At 60.6% G+C, this 21949-nt stretch carries 18 protein-coding genes; 5 read left to right on the forward strand and 13 right to left on the reverse strand.

Going from position 1 to position 21949, the window contains the following annotated elements; translation table 11 throughout:
• The first annotated feature begins 5 nt into the window (after window positions 1-5).
• From OC605_RS22195 to OC605_RS22210, 4 genes are all read left to right on the forward strand, one after another.
• A complete protein-coding gene (locus tag OC605_RS22195) occupies window positions 6-1109 on the forward strand; it encodes an efflux RND transporter periplasmic adaptor subunit (RefSeq protein ID WP_024011162.1) in 1104 nt (367 codons plus the stop codon).
• Window positions 1106-2170, forward strand: a complete 1065-nt coding sequence (locus OC605_RS22200; RefSeq protein ID WP_130912088.1) for an efflux RND transporter periplasmic adaptor subunit — start codon at window positions 1106-1108, stop codon at window positions 2168-2170. Before OC605_RS22195 ends, OC605_RS22200 begins: the two co-directional genes overlap by 4 nt.
• Window positions 2167-5229 (forward strand): efflux RND transporter permease subunit, encoded by a 3063-nt coding sequence (locus OC605_RS22205; RefSeq protein WP_217879134.1) that lies wholly within the window; start codon window positions 2167-2169, stop codon window positions 5227-5229. Before OC605_RS22200 ends, OC605_RS22205 begins: the two co-directional genes overlap by 4 nt.
• Window positions 5230-5318: 89 nt before the next feature.
• Complete coding sequence (locus OC605_RS22210; RefSeq protein ID WP_262139510.1) at window positions 5319-7571, forward strand: glycoside hydrolase; 2253 nt, start codon at window positions 5319-5321, stop codon at window positions 7569-7571.
• 1 nt (window position 7572) lies between these two features.
• Here OC605_RS22210 and OC605_RS22215 read toward each other — a convergent pair whose 3' ends face one another.
• From OC605_RS22215 to OC605_RS22275, 13 genes are all read right to left on the reverse strand, one after another.
• Window positions 7573-8199 carry a class I SAM-dependent methyltransferase gene (locus OC605_RS22215; RefSeq protein ID WP_262139512.1) on the reverse strand — a complete coding sequence of 209 codons (627 nt, stop codon included), beginning with the start codon at window positions 8197-8199 and terminating at the stop codon, window positions 7573-7575.
• A gap of 105 nt (window positions 8200-8304) precedes the next feature.
• Entirely contained in the window at window positions 8305-8661 is a 357-nt protein-coding gene (locus OC605_RS22220; protein ID WP_016772210.1) for a DUF6124 family protein, read from the reverse strand.
• Between the two features lie 313 nt (window positions 8662-8974).
• Window positions 8975-9619 carry a methionine ABC transporter permease gene (locus OC605_RS22225; RefSeq protein WP_039756400.1) on the reverse strand — a complete coding sequence of 215 codons (645 nt, stop codon included), beginning with the start codon at window positions 9617-9619 and terminating at the stop codon, window positions 8975-8977.
• Window positions 9609-10730, reverse strand: coding sequence for a methionine ABC transporter ATP-binding protein (locus OC605_RS22230; RefSeq protein ID WP_262139514.1), 1122 nt, complete (start codon window positions 10728-10730; stop codon window positions 9609-9611). Before OC605_RS22230 ends, OC605_RS22225 begins: the two co-directional genes overlap by 11 nt.
• Before the next feature lie 2 nt (window positions 10731-10732).
• On the reverse strand, window positions 10733-11542 hold the full coding sequence (locus tag OC605_RS22235) for a MetQ/NlpA family ABC transporter substrate-binding protein (protein WP_016772206.1): 810 nt from the start codon (window positions 11540-11542) through the stop codon (window positions 10733-10735).
• Window positions 11543-11626: 84 nt separating this feature from the next.
• Complete coding sequence (locus OC605_RS22240; protein WP_262139517.1) at window positions 11627-13018, reverse strand: LLM class flavin-dependent oxidoreductase; 1392 nt, start codon at window positions 13016-13018, stop codon at window positions 11627-11629.
• Window positions 13018-14211 (reverse strand): SfnB family sulfur acquisition oxidoreductase, encoded by a 1194-nt coding sequence (locus tag OC605_RS22245; RefSeq protein WP_262139519.1) that lies wholly within the window; start codon window positions 14209-14211, stop codon window positions 13018-13020. Before OC605_RS22245 ends, OC605_RS22240 begins: the two co-directional genes overlap by 1 nt.
• Window positions 14212-14238: 27 nt before the next feature.
• Window positions 14239-15480, reverse strand: coding sequence for an SfnB family sulfur acquisition oxidoreductase (locus tag OC605_RS22250; RefSeq protein WP_262139521.1), 1242 nt, complete (start codon window positions 15478-15480; stop codon window positions 14239-14241).
• 263 nt (window positions 15481-15743) lie between these two features.
• The gene (locus OC605_RS22255; protein WP_262139522.1) at window positions 15744-16508 is read right to left on the reverse strand and encodes a hypothetical protein; all 765 of its coding nucleotides are present in this window, start codon (window positions 16506-16508) and stop codon (window positions 15744-15746) included.
• A gap of 462 nt (window positions 16509-16970) precedes the next feature.
• Complete coding sequence (gene tcyN / locus OC605_RS22260; RefSeq protein ID WP_133337490.1) at window positions 16971-17720, reverse strand: L-cystine ABC transporter ATP-binding protein TcyN; 750 nt, start codon at window positions 17718-17720, stop codon at window positions 16971-16973.
• A 4-nt stretch (window positions 17721-17724) separates the two neighbouring features.
• Window positions 17725-18390, reverse strand: a complete 666-nt coding sequence (gene tcyL, locus OC605_RS22265) for a cystine ABC transporter permease (protein WP_016772200.1) — start codon at window positions 18388-18390, stop codon at window positions 17725-17727.
• The gene (gene tcyJ, locus OC605_RS22270) at window positions 18390-19190 is read right to left on the reverse strand and encodes a cystine ABC transporter substrate-binding protein (protein WP_122508407.1); all 801 of its coding nucleotides are present in this window, start codon (window positions 19188-19190) and stop codon (window positions 18390-18392) included. The genes tcyL and tcyJ overlap by 1 nt, the downstream gene beginning before the upstream one ends.
• A gap of 346 nt (window positions 19191-19536) precedes the next feature.
• Window positions 19537-20535 (reverse strand): D-cysteine desulfhydrase, encoded by a 999-nt coding sequence (locus tag OC605_RS22275; protein WP_262139527.1) that lies wholly within the window; start codon window positions 20533-20535, stop codon window positions 19537-19539.
• Window positions 20536-20725: 190 nt separating this feature from the next.
• Between OC605_RS22275 and epsC the strand changes: the two genes are divergently transcribed.
• Complete coding sequence (gene epsC, locus OC605_RS22280; protein WP_262139529.1) at window positions 20726-21652, forward strand: serine O-acetyltransferase EpsC; 927 nt, start codon at window positions 20726-20728, stop codon at window positions 21650-21652.
• Window positions 21653-21949: the final 297 nt, after the last annotated feature.

Consider the following 21949-nt stretch of genomic DNA (forward strand, 5'->3'; position numbering starts at 1 on the left):
TGTGCATGGCGGGTCCCGGATTGAAAGTGCTGATGGCCGTGAGCGCCATGGCGTTGCTCACCGCATGCGGCGACAAGAAACCTGCTCAGGAATACTTGCCACGGGTCTTTGTGCAAGAGGTCGAACCGGCCAACTACGCCGCCGCGGTGACCCTCACCGGTGATGTGCAGGCGCGGGTGCAGACCCAGTTGTCATTCCGCGTCGGCGGCAAGATCATCCAGCGCATGGTCGATGTCGGCGACCGCGTCACGGCCAAGCAGGTGCTGGCCAAACTCGATCCGAAAGATCTGCAGACCAACGTCGATTCCGCTCAGGCCCAGGTCGTCGCCGAACAGGCCCGCGTGAAGCAAGCGGCAGCCGCTTTCGTGCGTCAGCAAAAACTCCTGCCCAAGGGCTACACCAGCCAGAGCGAATACGATTCGGCACAAGCCGCGCTGCGCAGCAGTCAGAGCGCATTGAGCGCGGCGCAGGCGCAGCTGGCCAACGCCAAGGACCAGCTCAGCTACACCGCACTGATCGCCGATGCCCCCGGGGTGATCACCGAGCGCCAGGCCGAAGTCGGCCAAGTGGTGCAGGCCACCGCGCCGATTTTCAGCCTCGCCCGCGATGGCGACCGCGACGCGGTGTTCAATGTCTACGAATCGCTGCTGGCCGAGCGGCCGTCCGATCGCTCGATCGTGGTCAGCCTGCTCGACAACCCCGAGATCAAAACCACCGGTACCGTGCGTGAGATCACGCCATCGGTGTCGGCGCAATCGGGCACCGTGCAGGTCAAGGTCAGCCTCGACAAGCTGCCGCCGGGCATGCAGCTCGGCTCGGTGGTCAGTGCCACCGCCAAGGGCACCGGCAAATCGGCGGTGGAACTGCCCTGGTCGGCGCTGACGAAAAACATCAGCGACCCGGCGGTATGGCTGGTCGATGACAAGGGTGAAGCGCAACTGCACACGGTCACGGTCGGCCGTTACCTGACCGGCAAAGTGATCATCAGCGAAGGCCTCAAGGGCGGCGAGAAAGTCATTGTCGCCGGCGGCCAGTTGCTGCACCCCGGCATGAAAGTCGAGATTGCCGAAAACACCTACAAGGATCTGCAACCGGGAGCGCAGCCATGAAGCGCCTCGGCCTGTTGTGCATGGCGTTGCTGCTGGGCGCCTGCTCGGAAAAGGAAACCCCGCCGGAACCGGTACGTCCGGTGCTGTCGGTCACGGTCAAAGCCCTCAACGAAGAAAGCCTCGGACGCTTTGCCGGCAGCATTCAGGCGCGTTACGAGAGCAACACCGGTTTCCGCGTCGGTGGACGCATCGCCAGTCGCAACGTCGATGTCGGCGCCGAGGTGCAGAAGGGCACCTTGCTCGCCACTCTCGACCCATCCGACCAGCAGAACCAGTTACGTTCGGCTCAGGGCGATCTGGCGAGGATCCAGGCGCAGTTGATCAACGCCCAGGCCAACGCACGTCGTCAGCAAGCGCTGTTCGATCGAGGCGTCGGTGCGCAGGCGCAACTGGACGTCGCCAATACCGATCTGAAAACCACTCAGGCCTCGCTCGATCAGGCGCGCGCGGCGGTCAGCCAGAGCAAGGATCAGTTGAGCTACACCGAGCTGCGCTCCGATCACAAAGCTGTGGTCACCGCGTGGAACGCCGAAGCCGGGCAAGTGGTGACTGCCGGGCAACAAGTGGTGACGCTGGCGCAACCGGACATCAAGGAAGCGGTGATCGATCTGCCCGATACCCTGGTCGATCAGTTGCCCAGCGACGTGGTGTTCTCGGTGGCTGCGCAACTCGACCCGAGCATCAACACCACGGCGATCATCCGCGAGATCGAACCCCAGGCGCAAAGCGCCACGCGCACCCGCCGCGCGCGCCTGACCCTGTCGGATACACCGGACGGTTTCCGCCTCGGCACCGCGATCAGCGTGACCCTCAGCTCGGCGATCAAGCCGCGCATCGAACTGCCGCTGACTGCGTTGCAGGAAGTCGATGGCAAACCCCGGATCTGGGTGATCGACACACAAAACAAAACCGTCAACCCGCGCGACGTCAGCGTGGTCAGCCGTGGCGACCACAGCGTGGTGCTGGCCGGTGGCGTGCAGAATGGCGAGCGCGTGGTCAGCGCCGGTGTCAACAGTCTCAAACCCGGACAATCGGTAAAACTTGACGAGGACAGTCAATGAAAGGCTCTTTCAACCTCTCCGAATGGGCCTTGAAGCACCAGTCATTCGTCTGGTACCTGATGTTCGTCGGGCTGCTGATGGGGGTGTTCTCCTACTTCAATCTGGGGCGCGAAGAAGACCCGTCATTCACCATCAAGACCATGGTGATCCAGACCAAATGGCCGGGCGCGACCCAGGAAGAAACCCTCAAACAGGTCACCGACCGCATCGAGAAAAAGCTCGAAGAGCTCGATTCCCTCGACTACGTGAAAAGCTACACCCGCCCCGGCGAGTCGACGGTTTACGTGTACCTGCGCGACACCACCAGCGCTGAGGACATTCCGCAAATCTGGTACCAGGTGCGCAAGAAGATCGACGATATTCGCGGCCAGTTTCCCCAGGGCATTCAGGGGCCGGGGTTCAACGATGAGTTCGGTGACGTGTACGGCTCGGTCTACGCCTTCACCGCCGACGGCCTGACCATGCGTCAGTTGCGCGATTACGTGGAGCAGGCGCGCGCAGAAATCCGCAACGTGCCAGGGCTGGGCAAGATCGAAATGGTCGGCCAGCAGGACGAAACGATTTACCTGAATTTCTCCACGCGCAAACTCGCAGCGTTAGGTATCGATCAGCGCCAAGTGGTGCAGAGCCTGCAATCGCAGAACGCCGTGACCCCGGCCGGGGTGATCGAGGCGGGGCCGGAGCGGATTTCCGTGCGCACCTCGGGCCAGTTCGAGTCGGAGAAAGATCTGGCCGAGGTCAATCTCAAACTCAACGATCGCTTCTATCGTCTGGCCGACATCGCCGAGATCAGCCGTGGCTACGTCGATCCGGCGACACCGGAATTCCGCTTCGACGGCAAACCGGCGATCGGCCTGGCGATTGCCATGCAGAAGGGCGGCAACGTTCAGGAGTTCGGTAAGGCGCTGCACGAGCGCATCGACCAGCTCACCGCCGACTTGCCAGTGGGCGTCGGCGTGCACACCGTTTCCGATCAGGCGGTGGTGGTGGAAGAGGCCGTCGGCGGTTTCACCAGCGCGCTGTTCGAAGCGGTCATCATCGTGCTGGTGGTGAGTTTCATCAGCCTCGGCGTGCGCGCCGGTCTGGTGGTGGCCTGCTCGATTCCGCTGGTGCTGGCGATGGTCTTTGTGTTCATGGAATACAGCGGCATCACCATGCAGCGGATTTCCCTCGGCGCGCTGATCATTGCCCTCGGCCTGCTGGTGGACGACGCGATGATCACCGTGGAAATGATGGTCACCCGGCTGGAAATGGGCGAGAGCAAGGAGCAGGCGGCGACGTTCGCCTACACCTCGACCGCATTCCCGATGCTCACCGGTACGCTGGTGACTGTCGCCGGTTTCGTGCCCATTGGCCTCAACGCCAGTTCGGCGGGTGAATATACCTTCACACTGTTCGCGGTGATCGCCGTGGCGATGATCGTCTCGTGGGTGGTGGCGGTGTTCTTCGCACCAGTGATCGGCGTGCACATCCTCAGCGACAAGGTGAAGGCCCACGATGCCGAGCCGGGTCGCGTCGGCCGGGCGTTCAATGGCGGTCTGTTGTGGGCCATGCGCAATCGTTGGTGGGCGATCGGCGTCACCGTGCTGTTGTTCGTGCTGGCGGTGTTCTGCATGCGTTTCGTGCAGAACCAGTTCTTCCCCGCTTCGGATCGCCCGGAAATTCTCGTCGACCTGAACCTGCCACAAAACGCCTCGATCGATGAAACCCGCAAAGCCGTGGACAAGCTCGAAGCGACGCTCAAGGGCGACCCGGACATCGTGCGCTGGAGCACTTACATCGGTCAGGGCGCGATCCGTTTCTACCTGCCGCTGGACCAGCAATTGCAGAACCCGTACTACGCGCAGCTGGTGATCGTCAGCAAGGATTTCGAAGCCCGCGAGGCCCTGAGTCAGCGCTTGCGTGAGCGCCTGCACAAAGACTTCGTCGGCATCGGCAGCTACGTGCAGGCTCTGGAAATGGGCCCGCCGGTGGGGCGTCCGATTCAGTATCGAGTCAGCGGCAAAGATGTCGATCAGGTGCGCAAACACGCCATCGACCTGGCCACCGAACTGGACAAGAACCCGCACATCGGCGAGATCATTTACGACTGGAACGAGCCCGGCAAAGTCCTGCGCATCGACATCGCTCAGGACAAGGCGCGGCAGCTCGGGCTGTCGTCCGAAGACGTCGCCAACCTGATGAACAGCATTGTCAGCGGCTCGCCGTTGACCCAGGTCAATGACGACATCTACCTGATCAACGTGGTCGGTCGCGCGGTGGATTCCGAACGCGGCACGCCGGAGACCCTGCAGAACCTGCAGATCGTCACGCCGAGCGGCACCTCGATTCCGCTGCTGGCGTTCGCCACCGTGCGCTATGAACTGGAGCAGCCGCTGGTGTGGCGTCGTGACCGCTTGCCGACCATCACCATCAAGGCCTCGGTGCGTGACGAGATTCAGCCGACCGATCTGGTGAAACTGCTCAAGCCGTCGATCGATGCTTTTGCCTCGAAACTGCCGGTCGGCTACAAAGTCGCTACCGGCGGTACGGTCGAGGAAAGCGGCAAGGCCCAGGGTCCGATTGCCAAGGTGCTGCCGCTGATGCTGTTCCTCATGGCGACGTTCCTGATGATCCAGTTGCACAGCGTGCAGAAGATGTTTCTGGTCGCCAGTGTCGCGCCGCTGGGCTTGATCGGTGTGGTCCTGGCGCTGGTGCCGACCGGCACGCCGATGGGCTTCGTGGCGATCCTCGGGATTCTCGCGTTGATCGGCATCATCATCCGCAACTCGGTGATTCTGGTGACGCAGATCGATGAGTTCGAGCAGAAAGGCTACGCGCCATGGGACGCAGTCGTGGAAGCGACCGAACACCGGCGCCGACCGATCCTGCTGACCGCAGCGGCAGCGAGCATGGGCATGATCCCGATCGCCCGCGAAGTGTTCTGGGGGCCGATGGCCTACGCGATGATTGGCGGCATCGTCGTGGCGACGCTGCTGACGCTGTTGTTTCTGCCGGCGCTGTATGTGGCCTGGTACAAGATTCGCGAGCCGCAGAAGGATGAAAAACCGGCGCAGTGAGCTAGCCCCTGCGATCTTTGGGAAAGGTCTGACTTACAGGGTGAGCGGACTGCGCTAACGTCCCTTCTTCATTCGAAGAGGGACGTGCCATGTCGACTGTTTCCGGCTGGTTACGCGGATGGTTGCTGCTCGCTGGCTTGAGCCTGTCGCCGGCAGTACTGGCCGAAGTGCTGCTGGAAAACCAGCTTTGGCGGGTGCAGGTCGATCCTGCGACGCTGGCGGTGCGCGTTGAAGCCGCCAGCGCTGCGCCGGTGCAGGCCTCGGCCGGTGTGCTGCGGCACAAGGTCAGCGACATGGTCAGGCGCGGCAATCGCATCGAATGGCAATGGGACGACGGGCGATGGTTGCTCAGTGTTGACCTGAATCAGCGTGACCTGACGTTTTCTGTTACGGCTAACTCGCCCTCGCAGATCGAGTTTATTCATCAGCCCGCCAGTGCAATGGGCCAGGCGCTGATCTGGCCGCTTGCCGAAGGGCGCTACGTGCCGCGCGGTGATCGGGTGTGGCAGAAGTTCCTGCTCGCGCAGGGCGCGCTCGATACCACCCAGGACTTGAGCCTGCCGCTTTGGGGGATGGAGTACGAGAGTTTCAGCCTGCACTGGCTGCTGACCAACCCTTACAACAATCAACTGCGCTTCAAGGCCACTGGCGATGCGCTGGGGTTGTCGGCCCGGCATCGATTCACATCGCTTGAACCCGCAAAACCGCTGACCTTCAGCCTGTTTCTCGGCGATGTCGATCCCTTGGCTGGCGCCAAGCGCTACAAGCAGTGGCTCATCGAAAGCGATCAATATGAAACCTTGGCGAACAAGCTGATCAAGACCCCGCAAGCCGCCAAGCTGATCGGTGCCGCGCATGTCTATCTGTGGGGCAACGATCTGCTCGGCCCTGACGATGTGCGCAGCTGGCCGCTGCTGATTGCCCGGTTGCGCGGCTCGGGTGTGCTGGTCAGTGAACTTCGGGCGGCGATGGATCCTGAAGCGCTGCGGTTGCTCGCCAGCGAGACCGTACTCGATCGCTATCAACAGACTGTAATGCTGCGCAGTCTCAATCGCGCGCTGAACGTTCAGGCGCGCAAAACCTGGCAGGCGCGTGCGGTGCCGGACATGCAGGCGCTGGTTAACGGGTACGCTGAGGTGCGCGAGCAGCTGGCAGTTGTTCTGAAGGGTACGCTGGCGCCTGATCCTTCGCGCTGGGGGCGCACCTTGTCGCGGCGAACCATTGAACGATTGCAGAGCGCAGGACTTTCGCGTTTATGGCTTGGGCTCGGCGAGGGCTGGGAGGGTGGACTCTGGCACCCGGAGGCGGTGCGCGCCGCCGTCTCTGCGGGGTATCTGATTGCCCCCTATGACTCCTACGAAACCGCGCTGCGCCGGGATGAAAATCCGGACTGGACCACTGCGCATCTAGGCGACCAGGCCAATACCGAGTGTGCGATCGTGGAGGAAAACGGTGCGCTGAAAAGCGGGTTTCAGCAGTCCGGTCACTATACCGATCCGCGATGTGTGCGACCGTTGCTTGAGCGGCGCATCGATGCAATCCAGAAGGTTGCCGGCTTCAACAGCTGGTTTCTCGATGCCTATGCCGCTGGGATGCTCTTCGACAGTTACCGTCCCGGCGCGCTGATGACCCAGGCGCAGAATGCCGCGGGCAACGTCGCTGCATCGCGCTGGATCAACGAGGTGTTGCAGCTGCCGAGCGGCTCCGAGGATGGCAGTGCCGCTACCGCTCAGGGTCTTTTATTTGCTCATGGCATGCAGACGCCGGTGATCGGTTGGGGCGATCGCGACATGCAGCAGCCGGGCACAGCGGACTTTTTCGTCGGCCAATGGTATCCACCTGAGCAGCCGGCGTTGTTCTTCAAACCTACCCGGTTGAAGGCTGACTACCGACGCGTTCATTTCGCCCCCGTCAGCCGTTTACCGTTGTATCAGGCGGTGTTCCACGGCTCTGTCATCACCAGTCATCACTGGTTGTTCGATAACCTGAAGTTGAGCGACGTGCGGGTGGAAAACGAGCTCACCCAGTTGCTCTACAACGTACCGCCGCTGTATCACCTGAGCGCGGCCAGCCTTGATCAGCGCTTGCCGTTGATCGTGCGTCAGGATCGATTCTTTCGTCCGCTGCACGAACGTCTGGCGACGCAAGCGCTGACCGCTTTTGACTGGTTGAGCGAGGATCGCCTGGTCCAGCAGACGACGTTTGCCGACGGCACGCGACTGCTGGCCAATTTCGACGCCGCTCCACGCAATTGGCAGGGCCGAACGTTACCGGGACACAGCATGACTGCACTGTTGGCGGACGGCAGCGTCAACCAGTATCAGGTACAAGCGGCGCCCTGATTCAGACTTTGCGCCACACGCTCGCCAGCCACGGCTGCTGTTCGCGCGGCAACCCCGCTGGCCGGTAGTAATGCTCCAGCTCGATAAACCCCGCCGCCGTCAGCAACCCGCGCCAGGCCTCGAGATCGTGATACGAGCCATAGCGCGGCCCGTTCCAGCCCTCTTGATTGTCGCCACGCGGATTGGAGCTGAACAGCACGCCACCCGTTTTCAATGTGCCGTGCAATTGCCGTAGCACTTGCGGCAAAACCTGCAACGGCACATGAAACAGCACGGCATTGGCGAAGATGCCGTCGAAGCGTTCCGCCGGCAGATCGAGCTTGAGAAAGTCCTGCTGCCAGACTTCGCAACCGCTGTCCTGGCGGGCCATGCGCGCGAATTCCTGCGAGCCATCGAGGCCGATCGCGACGTGGCCCATGCGCGTGAAGGTTTGCAAATCCCGGCCCGGCCCGCAGCCGAAATCGAGAATCGAGAAGGGTGCTTCACCGTGAATGTGGCGCAGCAAGGCCTCGATGTTCTGGCTGACATCGTGGTCGCGCGTGCCTTCGCGGAAATCCTCGGCCACCGAGTTGTAGTGACCGAGGGTAGTGGCGGTGATCTGTTCGAGGTCGCTGGGCGTTTGCTTCATGTTCGATGCTGTATTGGCGATGTGAGGGCGGACTATAAGCTTTTTCACCGGCAAAAAAACGCCGCCTGCGCTGGGGCCAGTGCAGGCGGCGATGGGTGCCAGGCTTCAGTGCTGCTTGGCTCCCAGACAATCGATCGAGCGGTCCATCATCGCCTTGGCCATTTCCAGCAGATGCCAGACCGAGAACACCATGGCCCGATCCGCGCCCCCGAGCTGGTCACCGCATTGATGGACGGTCACCGAAGCGCAGCGCAGCAGATCGGCAACATACAGTTGGGCGTCCTCCAGCGTCACATCTTCGCTGATGCTGTAGACGCGTTTCTGTCCAGCCAACGTGACCTGATTGCCGGCCAGATGTGAGTCGACGGCGCGGCACAGTGCAGAGCGATCCTTGAGCAAATCCTCGGTGAACCGCTTGCTTGAGGTAAGGCTGAGTGGCGGATCGGCAAGTTTCTTTTCCATGGGTAAACTCCTGACTTCAAGTGGGAGCCAACCATTTCGCGACTAAACGAGCAGGACGGCGGCTGCACGCGGATCAGTTGCCGGCCGGACAACTGAATCCAGTCACCGCAAAACAGTGACGACCGGAGATTAGCTACAGGATATTTCGGGTACAAGCGGGCAAATTATTCTAGGAATCGTCCTGCAAACCCGCGTGCTTCGGGCTGGCGAAACGACAAAAGTGGTGTAGGAAGCATCTGATTTTTGCGAAGGGCGTTGCCCAAAATACTGCGATCACATGGGCCTGGTTGATGGCCACCTGCCGCCATCGACCTTAGCGCTTATTCAGCCCCCGCGCCAGCCTGTCGCCACCCAACTGAATCACCGCCACCAGCGCCACCAGCAAGACGATCACCGTCAACATGATCTGGCTATCGAAGCGCTGATAACCGTAGCGGTAAGCGATATCCCCCAGCCCACCGGCACCAATTGCCCCAGCCATGGCCGACGAATTGATCATCGTCACCAGCGTGATGGTGAACCCCCCGACAATCCCCGGCAGCGCCTCGGGCAGCAGCACATGCCAGACGATGTGCCAGCGCCGGCAACCCATGGCCTGCGCGGCTTCAATCAGACCATGATCGACCTCGCGCAGACTCACTTCGGCAATCCGCGCGAAGAACGGCGTTGCCGCGATTGTCAGCGGCACCACAGCGGCCCAAACGCCATAGGTAGTGCCGACGATCAGGCGGGTGAATGGAATCAGCGCGACCATCAGGATCAGGAACGGGATCGAGCGGAACAGATTGACGAAGGCGCCCAGCGCACGGTTCAACAGCGGCGCCTCATAGATCCCGCCCTTGTCGCTGGTGACCAGAATCACCGCCATGGGAATCCCCACCAGCAGCGCGATCAACGAGGACACGCCAACCATCAGGAAGGTGTCGATAAAACCCTGCAGCAAGCGATCAAACCACATAGCCCAATACCTCCACTCTTTGCGCCCATTGCCCGGCGCGTTCGCGCAATTGCTCGGCGCTGAACGCCGAACCGCTGACGGCCAGTAAAAGCTGCCCCAGCGCGTGTCCCTGAATTCGTTCGACGCCGCCCTGAAGCAGCTTCACTCGGCCACCCAACGCCGCAAACAACGCGGCCAGATCCGGCTCATCAGCGGCACTGCCGGTGAACTGCAAACGCAACACCACCGCTGCATTTGAAGCCGTAGATTGCGCCTGCAAGCGGCTTTGCAGTTCTTCCGGCAAGGCGTGTTGCAGCGGTGCGAGCAAGGTCTGGCTGACTGCGTGTTGCGGATTGCCGAACACTTGCCACACCGGGCCTTGCTCGACCACATGGCCGTGCTCGAGCACGACGACGCGATCGCAGATCTCGCGGATCACCGCCATCTCATGAGTGATCAGCACAATGGTCAGGCCCAGGCGTTTGTTGATCTCGCGCAGCAGGCCGAGGATCGACTGCGTGGTCTCCGGATCCAGCGCCGATGTCGCCTCATCGCAGAGCAGAATGTCCGGGTCATGCACCAGCGCGCGGGCAATGCCGACACGCTGTTTCTGCCCACCGGAGAGTTGCGCCGGATAGGCCTTGTGCTTGCTGTGCAGGCCGACCAGTTCGAGCAATTCACGAACCTTGTTGTCGCGCTGCTCTTTGGGCACTCCGGCCACCTTCAGCGGCAACTCGACGTTCTGCCAGACGGTCTTGGCCGACATCAGATTGAAGTGCTGGAAGATCATGCCGATACGTCGGCGCAGAGCGACGAGGCGGTTTTCATCGAACTCGCCGATATCGACCTGATCGATCAACACCCGCCCCGACGTTGGCTGCTCCAGGCGATTGATCGTGCGGATCAGCGACGACTTGCCAGCGCCGCTGCGGCCGATGATGCCGAACACTTCGCCGCGCTGAATCGCTAGGTCGATGCCCTGCAAAGCCGCGACCGGACCTTGCCGGCCGTTGTAGGTTTTGCCCACGCCGATAAAGCGTACGTGGGCGCGATTCAACTCGGGGTGCAGCTCGGTTTTTTCAGCATTGTGTGGCTCTGGAAGCTCCAGTCGCCGTTGGATCGCTGCGGTCATGTTCAGCTTTCCCAGCCGGCCTGATAGAGCTTGCCGTGGGCCTTGTCCAGTGCCGCGCGAACGGCCGGCGAATGCTGATAGATGTCGACGAACTTGATCAGGCGCGGGTCGGTTTTGCTCTTCGGCTGGATGACGAACTGGATCACGTATTCCTTGTGATCGAGACCGTCGAACAGCAGCGCCGAGCCGGCATCGAAGGTCTTTGCCAGACGGATGTAGGCTGGATAACCCTGGACCAGATCAGCGTCGTCATAAGCGCGCACCAGTTGCACGGCTTCGACCTGAAGGATCCTGATCTTTTTCGGATTGGCGACGATGTCGTCCTCGGTGGCCTTGTAACCGACGCCCGGTTTCAGGGTGATCAACCCGGCCTTGGCGAGCAATTGCAAACCCCGTCCGCTGTTGATCGGGTCGTTGGCGATGGCGACGCTGGCGCCTTCGGGCAGCTCATCGAAGCTTTTGTATTTCTTAGAATACAGGCCGACGTTGTTGATGATCCCCGGCGCGAATGGCACCAGATCGAAACCGGACGCGGCTTTGGCGTTTTCCAGGAACGGGATGTGCTGGAAATAATTCACATCAATGTCGCCAGCGGCGAGGCTGACGTTGGGCGCGATCCAGTCGGTGAATTCCACCAGCTCGACTTTCAGGCCTTGTTTGGAGGCCTCTTCGACGGCGGCTTCCAGCGGGATGGCGAAAGCGGCGGTGGTGCCGATTTTCAACGGGGCGTCGGCGGCGAAGATAGCCGAGCTGAACAGGCCGAAGGCCAAGGCCAGTGCTTTGACTGGGTGGGACAGGTTTTTTTTGGTCATGGTGGCTTTTCCAGTCAGTGCATGAATTTTGCTGTCGGGGAGGGCCTCTTCGCGAGCAGGCTCGCTCCCACAGGGGTACGCATTTCAAATGTGGGAGCGAGCCTGCTCGCGAAGCTTCTGATGCCTGTACGAAGATCCGGTATGTTGCTCAGGCAACTGCGCCTCGCCGTGAAACAACTTCTCGCGCAAGGTGCCGCTGTCATACGCAGTCTTGTACGAGCCGCGCCGCTGCAACTCGGGAATCACCAGTTCGATGAAATCGACATAGCTTTCCGGGGTGACGATGCGGGTCAGGTTGAAGCCGTCCAGACCGGTTTCGGCGATCCACGATTCCAGTTCATCCGCCACTTGCTCGGGCGAACCGACCACGGTGATGTAACGGCCGCCGAGGGCGTGCTGGTCGAGCAACTTGCGCCGGGTCCAGTCGTTGTTCTGCAGGTTTTTCGTCGCCGATTGAATGGCGTTGCTCTTTACGTACTGGATCGCTTCGTCGATTTCGTACTGGGCAAAGTCGATGCCTGTAGACGCGGAAAAGTGCGCCACGCCGGCTTCGGCGCTGGCGTAGCTGAGGTACTCGGCATGCTTGGCCCACGCCGCTTCTTCGGTGGCGCCAACGATCACATTGAGGCCCATGAACACCTTGATGTCTTCAGGATTGCGTCCGGCTACGACGGCGCTGGCGCGGACTTTGTCGACCTGCACTTTGGTCGATGGTTTGTTCTGGCCGCTGATGAACACGCACTCGGCATGACGCCCGGCAAACAGCAAGCCGCGATCGGAGCTACCGGCCTGAAACAGCACCGGCGTGCGCTGCGGTGACGGCTCGCAGAGGTGATAACCCTCGACCTGATAGAACTCGCCCTTGTGCTCGACCTTGTGCACTTTTTCCGGGTGGGCGTAGATGCGCTGCTCGCGGTCGTTGAGCACCGCGCCGCTCTCCCAACTGCCTTCCCAGAGCTTGTACAACACCTGCAGATATTCTTCGGCCTGGTCGTAGCGACGGTCATGTTCGACCTGCTCGCGCAGACCCATGGCTTTGGCGGCGCTGTCCAGGTAACCGGTGACGATGTTCCAGCCGACCCGGCCGCGGCTCAGATGATCGAGCGTCGACATGCGTCGGGCGAACAAATACGGCGGCTCGTAAGTGAGATTGGCGGTGAGGCCAAAGCCGAGGGTTCTGGTGACGGCGGCCATCGCTGAAACCAGCAGCAGCGGGTCATTGACCGGCAACTGGATCGACTCTTTCAGCGTGACGTCCACCGAGTTCTGATAGACGTCGTAGACGCCGACGATGTCAGCGATGAACAAGCCATCGAACAACCCACGCTCAAGCAACTGCGCCAGTTCGGTCCAGTACTCGATCGTGTTGTAGCGGGTCGAGGTGTCGCGCGGATGCGTCCACAGGCCGTGATTGATATGGCCGATGCAGTTCATGTTGAACGCGTTGAGCAAAATCTTCTTTTTCGCAGCAGTCATCAGATCGTCCCTCGCAGCGGAGGGTTTTCATCGTTGAGGTAGTAATTGCCCACGGCGTGATATTTCCAGCGCACCGGGTCGTGCAGGGTGTGCACGCGCGCGTTGCGCCAGTGCCGGTCGAGGCCGTGTTCGCTCAGCGTCGCCTGGCTGCCGGCCAGTTCGAACAGCGTGCTGCCGGCGGCGAGGGAAATTTCCGTGCTGATCGCCCTCGCTTCGGCAACTGCGATCGACGCGGCGGCGACGGTTTCCGCGTTGGTTTCGGCTTGCGCGGCATCGAGGATATCGCCGGCACGTTCGAGCAAGGCTTCCGTGGCGTGCAGCCGAATGCTCAAGGGGCCGAAGCTCTTCAATGTCAGCGGATCTTCGGTGGCCTTGTCGTTGCCGGAATCGATCCACGGACGGGTTTTGCTGCGCACGAAATGCAAGGCATCTTCGTAAGCGGCGCGGGCAATGCCGGTGTCGATGGCGGCGTGGAGAATCTGCGCCAGCGGGCCGACCGTGGTCGGGCGCTCGAAAGCGCTCTGGAACGGCAGCACGTCTTCGGCCGCTACATACACATCTTCGAACACTACCGAGCCGCTGCCGGTGGTGCGCTGGCCGAAGCCGCTCCAGTCGTCGATCACCGTCAGGCCCTTGCTCTCGCGCGGGACGAAGGCCAGTTGCTGTACGCCGTTTTCATCGACCACCGACGTCGGAATGCGCTGCGCGTAAATCGCCCCGGTCGAGTAGAACTTGCGACCGTTGATGCGATAACCAGCGCCGTCGCGTTTGATACTAGTGACACGGTCGTGAGCGGTTTTGGTGCCCAGTTCCGCCAGCGCATTGCCGAAGCGTTGGCCGGCGAGCACCTCGGCATACAGGCGCTTTTTCTGTTCATCGCTGCCATTCACGCGCAGCACTTCCAGTGCGTAGAAATGGTTCTGCGGAATCTGCCCGAGCGAACCGTCGGCCTGAGCGATGAGTGCGATGACTTTGGTCAGGGTGACGTTGGATACGCCCGCGCCGCCATATTCTTTCGGCACGTTGATGCCCCACAGGCCGGAGCGGGAAAACACTTCCAGCTCGGCCAATGGCAGGCGGCGTTCGCGGTCGCGCAGAGCGCTGTCGCGTTTGAAATCTTCGGCCAGATCGCTGGCGACGATCAGGGCTTGCTCATCGCTGGTGATGAGCGCGACGTGATGGGAAAGCGTCATAGGGGTTTCTCCAGATGACTGGTCGTCTCAGATCCAGGAATGGCGAGCCGGCAAAGTGCCGTTCAGGCGATAGGTGCCGACCGCGTGATATTTCCAGCGCACCGGGTCGTGCAGGGTGTGCACGCGGGCGTTGCGCCAGTGGCGGTCGAGATTGAATTCGGCGAGGGTCGCGCGGCTGCCGGCCAGTTCGAACAGCTTTTCGCTGGCCAACAGCGAAATCTCGGTGGTCAGCACTTTTGCTTCGGCCACGGCGATCGAAGCGCGTGCGGCGGATTCGGCAGTCAGCGGCGCGGCGTGGACTTCATCGAGCACTTTGCCGGCCTTGCGCAGCAGCGCTTCGGCGGCGTGCAGTTCGATTTTCAGTTTGCCGATATCGGCGATCACGTAGAGGTCATCGCTGGCGCGCTCGACCTTGGCGTCGATCCATGGCCGTGCGCGGGTTTTGACGAAGTCGATGGCGTCGTCGATGGCGCCACGGGCGATGCCGGCGTCAATGGCTGCTTGAATCAGCTGCGACACTGCGCCCTGGGTGTTCGGCTTGTCGTTGATCTTCCAGTTGTCGATGACCAGGCTCGACTCGACGCGCACGTTGTTCAGCAGAATCGTGCCGCTGGCGGTGGTGCGCTGGCCGAAGCCCGACCAGTCATCGACGATGCGCAAACCCGGCGTGCCGCGCCGGACGAAGGCCAGCACCTGTTTACCGTCATCATTGAGCGCTTTCACCGCGACCCAGTGCGCAAACAGCGCGCCGGTTGAATAGAACTTCTGGCCGTTGATCACGTAATCGTCGCCGTCGGCGCTGATTCGCGCCTTCAGTTCCAGGGTGTTTTTGGTGCCACGTTCCGGGCCGGCATTGCCGATGCGCCAGCCTTCCAGAACGCTCTGGAACAGCTGTTTTTTCTGCGCTTGGGTGGCGCTGCCGAGCAGCAGATGGATGATGCCGAACTGGTTTTGCGGAATCTGTCCGAGCGCCGGGTCGGCGGCAGAAATGATCGCGAATACTTCAGCCAATGTGACGAAGGATACCTGCGGGCCACCGTATTCGCGCGGGATGGCAATACTGCCCAGACCGCTGCGGGTGAACTGTTCGATTTCCGACCATGGTAGCTTGCGCTGACGGTCGCGTTTGGCCGCCTGCACACGGGCGGCTTGCGCCAGATCAAAGGCGGCCTTGATCGCTTGAACGTCGTTGCGCAGTACTTGCGCGGGCAACAACAGTGGGGCGATGTCCAGATCGGACTGCACGTTTGCATCTGCAAGACTGGACATCAGTGCCGCTCCCTGGCTGCACGCAATGCCCTGGCGATCTGCACTGGGGTGATTGTGTTCCGGACCATACCTACCTCACATCTCATGAAAAACGTCGCGAAGTGCGACGATTGAAAGAATGTCCGGTGGTCCGGTGCATATACCCTAATCGCGTATAAAAATTAAATAAACTAACTTCTAGGAATATGCATAGAAGGGGAGATGTTCGGCTTGGTTAACGAGATTCAGGTGAGAGGTTATTGACCTCCCACCTTGGGCAGGCCTCACTTGGTATGCGATTCGGCAGCCTTGAATTCGGGTTTCAACGGGACTTTTACGTACGGATTCACGCAACCGATTTTCAACGTGCGCGGCGGCGCCCAGCGCGAGTTGTTACCGACCCGGTCGAGGATGCAGTACGTCACGTCCAGTCGCAGGTCTTCGCCCGCTTCGACGATCACCGCCGGTGGCACCCAGACCTGAATCGGCAGCCCGACATCGGCCGCAGTGAGCGCCGCCAGATCCATACGCACATCCCCCCAGCGCAGGGTGATGGCGTCGTCTTCTGCCATGTTCAGGTAAGGCTCGATAGTCAGCGGCACGCCGCGTTTGATCTGGCTGGGATTCACGCCCTGACGGCGAATCGCTTCGGGGATGATCACTGGTGCCAGTTGCTGATTTTCGTCTTCGCACTGCCCAGTGGGCTGGCCACCGGGGCAATCGAGTTTGACCTGCACCCGAGTCGCCGCCGACAGTGCCGGACCCTGGCCGACCTGCATCACGCGGTAGTGAATGCGCGCGGTGCCATTGGTGATGAAACTCTCCGGCACGCGCAGACTGACCGACTCGCCCACATCGGCCGCGCTGAGGACTTTTGACGCGACATAGCATTTGTTCCAGAACAGTTCGATCAGATCGCCAACGTCCATGTCGCGGTAGGGCGGTACACTGATCAGCAGATGGGCCGCTGTCGCCTGGTTGATGCCGGTTTTTTGTGCGCATGCCAGCGTTGGCGCTGCAAGTTCGGGGGTGTGCGAAGTGCGGGTCATCGGTTTCTCTCCTTGAAGTCTTGCAGCGAAATCCGTTTCTGGAAAACAAAAAAGACGCGAATCAACTGGCAATAAAAGCGAAAACTATTTGTTCGGTTTTAGTGCGAGTTGTTTGAACTAATTGGCGCCGGTTGCCGACTAGATAAAAGTCTGCGGAGAGGGGTGTCAATAGAGCGGCTTAGTTAATGCGTGAATTACAAGTTAATCAGAAAGCTCCTACGTCACCTAGGCAATATGCCTAGTGGTACGCGCGAAACCAGCTACAGATAAACGGCAATTGCGCAGGGTTTTGTGCGGGTTTGTTCGCAGGCAAACGTATGGAAATATGACGATTCGAAGATGCGCGTAACCGTTGCGCAATATATATCTGCGCTCGCAAGTAACAAATGTAGAGAAGATTGAAATGCCGGGAGAGAGGTAACTTCCATCCGTGGAAGTGGAGGGGTGTTGCTGAAAAAGTTGTCAGGCGTGATTCAGAAACTTGCTGAGAAACTGTTTGGTGCGTTCTTCTTTCGGGTTGGCAAACAGTGCCTTGGCTTCACCCTGTTCAACAATTACGCCCTTGTCGAAAAACACCACGCGATTGGCCACGTCACGGGCAAAACCCATTTCGTGGGTGACAATCACCATGGTGCGATTTTCTTCGGCAAGACCGCGAATGGTCGCCAGCACTTCACCGACCAGTTCCGGGTCGAGCGCTGAAGTCGGTTCGTCGAACAGAATCACTTCCGGCTCCATCGCCAGCGCCCGGGCAATCGCCACGCGCTGTTGCTGGCCACCGGAGAGACGGCGCGGATAGGCGTCCTCTTTGCCGGCAAGCCCCACCTTGGTCAGCAGTTTTTTACCCAGAGCAACTGCCTGGTCGCGCGGCATCTTCTTGACCACGATCGGGCCTTCGATGACGTTTTCCAAAGCAGTGCGGTGGGGGAACAGGTTGAAGTTCTGGAACACGAAGCCGACGTGCTGGCGCAGGTTGCGCACCAGACTTTGCTGCTGGTTCAGCGGGCGGCGGGTATCGATTTCGATATCGCCGACCTTGATCCGGCCGCTGGTGGGTTCTTCGAGGAAATTCAGGCAACGCAGGAACGTCGTTTTCCCCGAGCCGCTGGGGCCGATGATCGCGACGACTTCGCCTTCCTTTACCTCAAGGTCGATGCCGTTGAGCACGACCTGACCCTTGAATTGCTTGGTCAGTTTTTCCACGACAATCATCGCGTCAGGACTCCTGGTCGTGCCGATTGACCCGCTCTTCCAACTTGTTCTGCAAGTGCGAAAGCACCGTGGCCAGAATCCAGTAGATCAACGCGGCGGCAAGATACATGGTGAAGACTTCGAAAGTCCGGGCGGTAATCAGTTGCGCCTGACGGAACAGCTCCGGCACCTGAATGGTCGCAGCGAGGGCGGTGTCCTTGACCAGCGAAATGAAGCTGTTGCCCAGCGGCGGCAAAGCCGTGCGCATCGCTTGCGGCAGGATGGCCCGGCGCAGGGTCTGCGCGCGGGTCATGCCGATACTCGCAGCAGCTTCCCACTGACCGCGTTCGATCGAACCGATTGCGGCACGGAGGATTTCACAGGCGTAGGCGGCCATGTTCAGCGAGAAACCGATCAGTGCTGCCGGCAGCGGATCAAGCTCCATGCCCAGTTGCGGCAAGCCGTAGTAGATCACGAACAGCTGCACCAGCAACGGCGTGCCGCGAAAGAACGACACGTAGATGCGGGCCAGCCAACTGACCGATTTGAAGCGCGACAGGCGCATCAGCGCGAGGCCGAAGCCCAGCAGCAGACCGAAGAACATCCCGCCGAGGCTGAGGACTACCGTGTAGTACGCGCCCTTCAACAGAAAGGGCGCGGAATCCAGCGCGAGTTGGAAAGCCTCTTCCATTATTTAGTGACGTCTGCGTTGAAGTATTTCTTCGACAGTTTCTCGAGAGTGCCGTCAGCACGCAGTTCGTCGAGCGCCTTGTTCACCGCAGCCAGCAGTTCAGGCTCGCCTTTGCGCAGGGCGATACCGGATTCCTGACGCGAGAAGGCCTCACCGGCTGCGACGGTTTTCGGGGCTTTCTTGGCGTATTCGAGGGCAGCCAGACGGTCGATCAGGATGGCATCGGTACGACCGTTGTTGAGGTCGGCGAACTTGGTCGGATCATCATCGTAGGTGCGCACGTCAGCACCCGGCACGTTGGCGCGAACCCACTGCTCGTAGTTGGTGCCCAGGCCGACACCGACTTTCTTGCCGGACAGGTCAGCGGCAGTCTTGATGTTCAGCGCCGACTCTTTGCTTTTCAGCACGAGGGCCTGGATGCCGGACACGGTGTAGGGTTCGGAGAAGTCATACTTCTTCTTGCGCTCGTCGGAGATGGTCACTTGGTTGACCACCAGATCCAGACGCTTGGATTCCAGTGCGGCGAGGATGCCGTCCCATTTGGTCGGCTGAATCTTGGCCTTGACGCCGAGCTTTTGCGCCAGCGCTTCCGACAGCTCGACTTCGAAACCGGACAGCTTGCCGTTTTCGTCGACGAAGCTGAACGGTGGGTAAGTGCCTTCCAGGCCGACGTTGAGAACGCCCTTGTCCTTGATCTGTTGCAACTGCTCACCGGCCACTGCCTGACCGATCAGGCCAGCGCTGAGCGCAAGACCCAGCGAACCGACCAGCAGAGTGCGACGTAGTGCGGAAAAATTCATGACAAGCCCCTGTGTTTTCTTATGGAAGACGCTTAAGGAATGTAGGCAAATGGTGATTTGAACGACAGCGCTATCCTGCCTTAAAGCAGCTTAAGCGTCTCGCCCGAAATTCGCCTGCGGCGAGACTATAAGATGTCTTTTTTAGACTTGAAAATACTAGATTGTGTTTCTTTTAGGGTTTTTTGGAATATGCGCCCGTTCAGTTGTGGCGAGGGGATTTATCCCCGTTCGGCTGCACAACAGTTGCAAAGTTCTGCGGCGTTGTACTCTCCTGCGAAAGCAAGGGCCGCTCCGCGACCCAACGGGGATAAATCCCCTCGCCACAGGTAACTGCAATCTGGCGTGATCATCTTGTCAGAAAATCCTTGTAGGCAAACAACGCCGGCGCGCCACCGGTGTGCAGGAAGATGATCGGGCCGTCATCGAAGCGCTGCCGGCCAATCCCGTCGAGCAGACCGGCCATGGCCTTGCCGGTGTAGACCGGGTCAAGCAACAGACCTTCCTGAGCCGCCAACAGTTTCACCGCCGCCAAAGTACCGGCATTCGGTTCGCCGTAACGCGGGGCGAAATATTCGTCCCACAGCTCGACCTTGAAGCTGGTCGGCAATTCGACGCCCAGCAGCTCAGCGGTGCGTTCGGCCAAACCCTGGACCTTCGGGCGCTGGTCTTCTTCACTGCGCGAAACGGTCACGCCGATCACCGGCAGTTGCGGCAGCGCCTCACTCAGCGCCAGTCCGAGACCACTGTGAGTACCGGCACTGCCTGAAGCCAGCACCACCGCGGCGAAATCGAGGCCGCTGTCCTTGATCTGCTCAGCCAGCTCCAGCCCGGCGCGCACATAACCCAGAGCACCGAGCGCATTGGAGCCGCCAATCGGCACCAGATACGGTCTCTTGCCGTTGCTGCGCAGACGTACGGCGAGGGCGGCCAGTTGTTCGTCGGCATTATCGAGGTTGTCGACCAGCTCGACCTTGGTGTCGAACAGATCGAGCAGCAAGCGGTTGCCGTTGCCGGTGTAATTGCTGTCGTCCGTGCCCAGCGGGTTTTCCAGCAGCGCCACACAACCGATGCCGAGTTTCGCCGCCAGTGCGGCGGTCTGGCGCACGTGGTTCGATTGCAGCGCACCGGCCGTGATCAGCGTGTCAGCACCTTGCGCGAGCGCGTCGGCGGCGAGGTATTCGAGTTTGCGCAGCTTGTTGCCACCCATCGCCAGCGGTGTCAGGTCATCGCGTTTGATGTACACCTCGCGACCGAGCCAGATGGACAGGCGTTCGAGTTTTTCCAGCGGCGTGGGGTGGCTCAGCAGTTCGAGACGGGGGAAGCGTTGCAGCTGTTGTTTGATCATGGGTCCGTACTGGCGCAGAAGAATGAAAGGACTATAGGCACGCGCTTTTGCACGGGCAACCGTCAATCGCTTATAGCCAAATGGACTGAGGCCAGCACTATCGGTTCTTAATTCGTCAGCAAAGGCATGCCGTAAAGTAGGCGCCCATGACGCGGCCAGACAGTCCGGCCGCCCGTGAGGAGTCTTTACCGTGAGCGAGCGTTCCAGCCATTGGCAATTGCAGACCATCGTCAGCCAGCTGCGCAGTGCGCGGGATCAGTGGCGTGCACAGAATGGTCGGGCTTCAGGGGAGCAGGGCGGCCGCGAGTTGCCGTCGCGAGCGGCGATGGCGGAAATCCTCGAGGCGCTGTGTGGCGCGCTGTTCCCGATGCGTCTGGGGCCGGTCGATCTGCGTGAAGAAAGTGAAGATTTCTACGTCGGCCACACGCTTGATGTAGCGCTGAATGCCTTGCTGGCGCAGACGCGCCTGGAGCTGCGTTACGTTGCCCGCCACAGCGCGCAGGACGACAGTGAAGTCGAAACCCGCGCCATTCAGATCGTGCAGGATTTCGCCTTGGCCTTGCCGGGCCTGCGCACGCTGCTCGACACCGATGTGCTCGCGGCCTATCACGGCGACCCGGCGGCACGCAGCGTTGATGAAGTGCTGCTCTGCTATCCGGGCATTCTTGCGGTGATTCACCATCGCCTCGCGCACCATTTATACCTTGCCGGGCTGCCGCTGCTGGCGCGGATCAGCGCGGAAATCGCGCATTCGGCGACGGGCATCGATATCCACCCGGGCGCGCAGATCGGCCGCAGCTTCTTTATCGATCACGGCACCGGTGTGGTGATTGGCGAAACCGCGATCATTGGTGAGCGAGTGCGGATTTATCAGGCGGTGACCCTGGGGGCCAAGCGCTTCCCGGCGGATGAGGACGGCCAGTTGCAGAAGGGCCATCCGCGTCACCCGATCGTTGAGGATGACGTGGTGATTTACGCCGGGGCGACGATTCTCGGACGGATCACAATCGGCAAGGGCTCGACCATTGGCGGCAACGTCTGGCTGACGCGCAGCGTGCCGGCGGGGGCGAATCTGACCCAGGCGAATCTGCAGCATGATGACGGGACGCAGAAGTAAGTCTTGAATCTGCGTTGTTGTATCGGGCCTCTTCGCGAGCAGGCTCGCTCCCACATTGGAATGCGTTTCATATGTGGGAGCGAGCCTGCTCGCGAAAGATTTCCAGGCCGGATCAAGGTAGTGGCCTTAAGCCAATTCATCAGTGAACGAATCTCTCCAAACCCGCGTCATACCCCTCTTTGGGCGCTGTAGGAAACCTACCGCCCAGCCCTGCGATTAGTCCTTACCACCCCATTCATGTTTAACTTGAACGTTCATTCAAGTTAAACCGGTGGTTCGCTGCCCGCTCACAACAGG

This window comes from Pseudomonas sp. Marseille-Q5117, from assembly GCF_946901175.1.
Classification (GTDB): domain Bacteria; phylum Pseudomonadota; class Gammaproteobacteria; order Pseudomonadales; family Pseudomonadaceae; genus Aquipseudomonas; species Aquipseudomonas iranensis.

What these genes read in the sequence shown, in the direction of transcription:
- OC605_RS22275 (WP_262139527.1), bottom strand. Translation starts at nt 20,535, where the DNA reads ATGATCAAACAACAGCTGCAACGCTTCCCCCGTCTCGAACTGCTGAGC.
- OC605_RS22245 (WP_262139519.1), bottom strand. Translation starts at nt 14,211, where the DNA reads ATGACGCTTTCCCATCACGTCGCGCTCATCACCAGCGATGAGCAAGCC.
- tcyJ (WP_122508407.1), bottom strand. Translation starts at nt 19,190, where the DNA reads ATGAATTTTTCCGCACTACGTCGCACTCTGCTGGTCGGTTCGCTGGGT.
- OC605_RS22255 (WP_262139522.1), bottom strand. Translation starts at nt 16,508, where the DNA reads ATGACCCGCACTTCGCACACCCCCGAACTTGCAGCGCCAACGCTGGCA.
- OC605_RS22240 (WP_262139517.1), bottom strand. Translation starts at nt 13,018, where the DNA reads ATGACTGCTGCGAAAAAGAAGATTTTGCTCAACGCGTTCAACATGAAC.
- tcyN (WP_133337490.1), bottom strand. Translation starts at nt 17,720, where the DNA reads ATGATTGTCGTGGAAAAACTGACCAAGCAATTCAAGGGTCAGGTCGTG.
- OC605_RS22230 (WP_262139514.1), bottom strand. Translation starts at nt 10,730, where the DNA reads ATGACCGCAGCGATCCAACGGCGACTGGAGCTTCCAGAGCCACACAAT.
- OC605_RS22225 (WP_039756400.1), bottom strand. Translation starts at nt 9,619, where the DNA reads ATGTGGTTTGATCGCTTGCTGCAGGGTTTTATCGACACCTTCCTGATG.
- OC605_RS22215 (WP_262139512.1), bottom strand. Translation starts at nt 8,199, where the DNA reads ATGAAGCAAACGCCCAGCGACCTCGAACAGATCACCGCCACTACCCTC.
- tcyL (WP_016772200.1), bottom strand. Translation starts at nt 18,390, where the DNA reads ATGGAAGAGGCTTTCCAACTCGCGCTGGATTCCGCGCCCTTTCTGTTG.
- OC605_RS22250 (WP_262139521.1), bottom strand. Translation starts at nt 15,480, where the DNA reads ATGTCCAGTCTTGCAGATGCAAACGTGCAGTCCGATCTGGACATCGCC.
- OC605_RS22220 (WP_016772210.1), bottom strand. Translation starts at nt 8,661, where the DNA reads ATGGAAAAGAAACTTGCCGATCCGCCACTCAGCCTTACCTCAAGCAAG.
- OC605_RS22195 (WP_024011162.1), top strand. Translation starts at nt 6, where the DNA reads ATGGCGGGTCCCGGATTGAAAGTGCTGATGGCCGTGAGCGCCATGGCG.
- OC605_RS22205 (WP_217879134.1), top strand. Translation starts at nt 2,167, where the DNA reads ATGAAAGGCTCTTTCAACCTCTCCGAATGGGCCTTGAAGCACCAGTCA.
- OC605_RS22235 (WP_016772206.1), bottom strand. Translation starts at nt 11,542, where the DNA reads ATGACCAAAAAAAACCTGTCCCACCCAGTCAAAGCACTGGCCTTGGCC.
- OC605_RS22200 (WP_130912088.1), top strand. Translation starts at nt 1,106, where the DNA reads ATGAAGCGCCTCGGCCTGTTGTGCATGGCGTTGCTGCTGGGCGCCTGC.
- OC605_RS22210 (WP_262139510.1), top strand. Translation starts at nt 5,319, where the DNA reads ATGTCGACTGTTTCCGGCTGGTTACGCGGATGGTTGCTGCTCGCTGGC.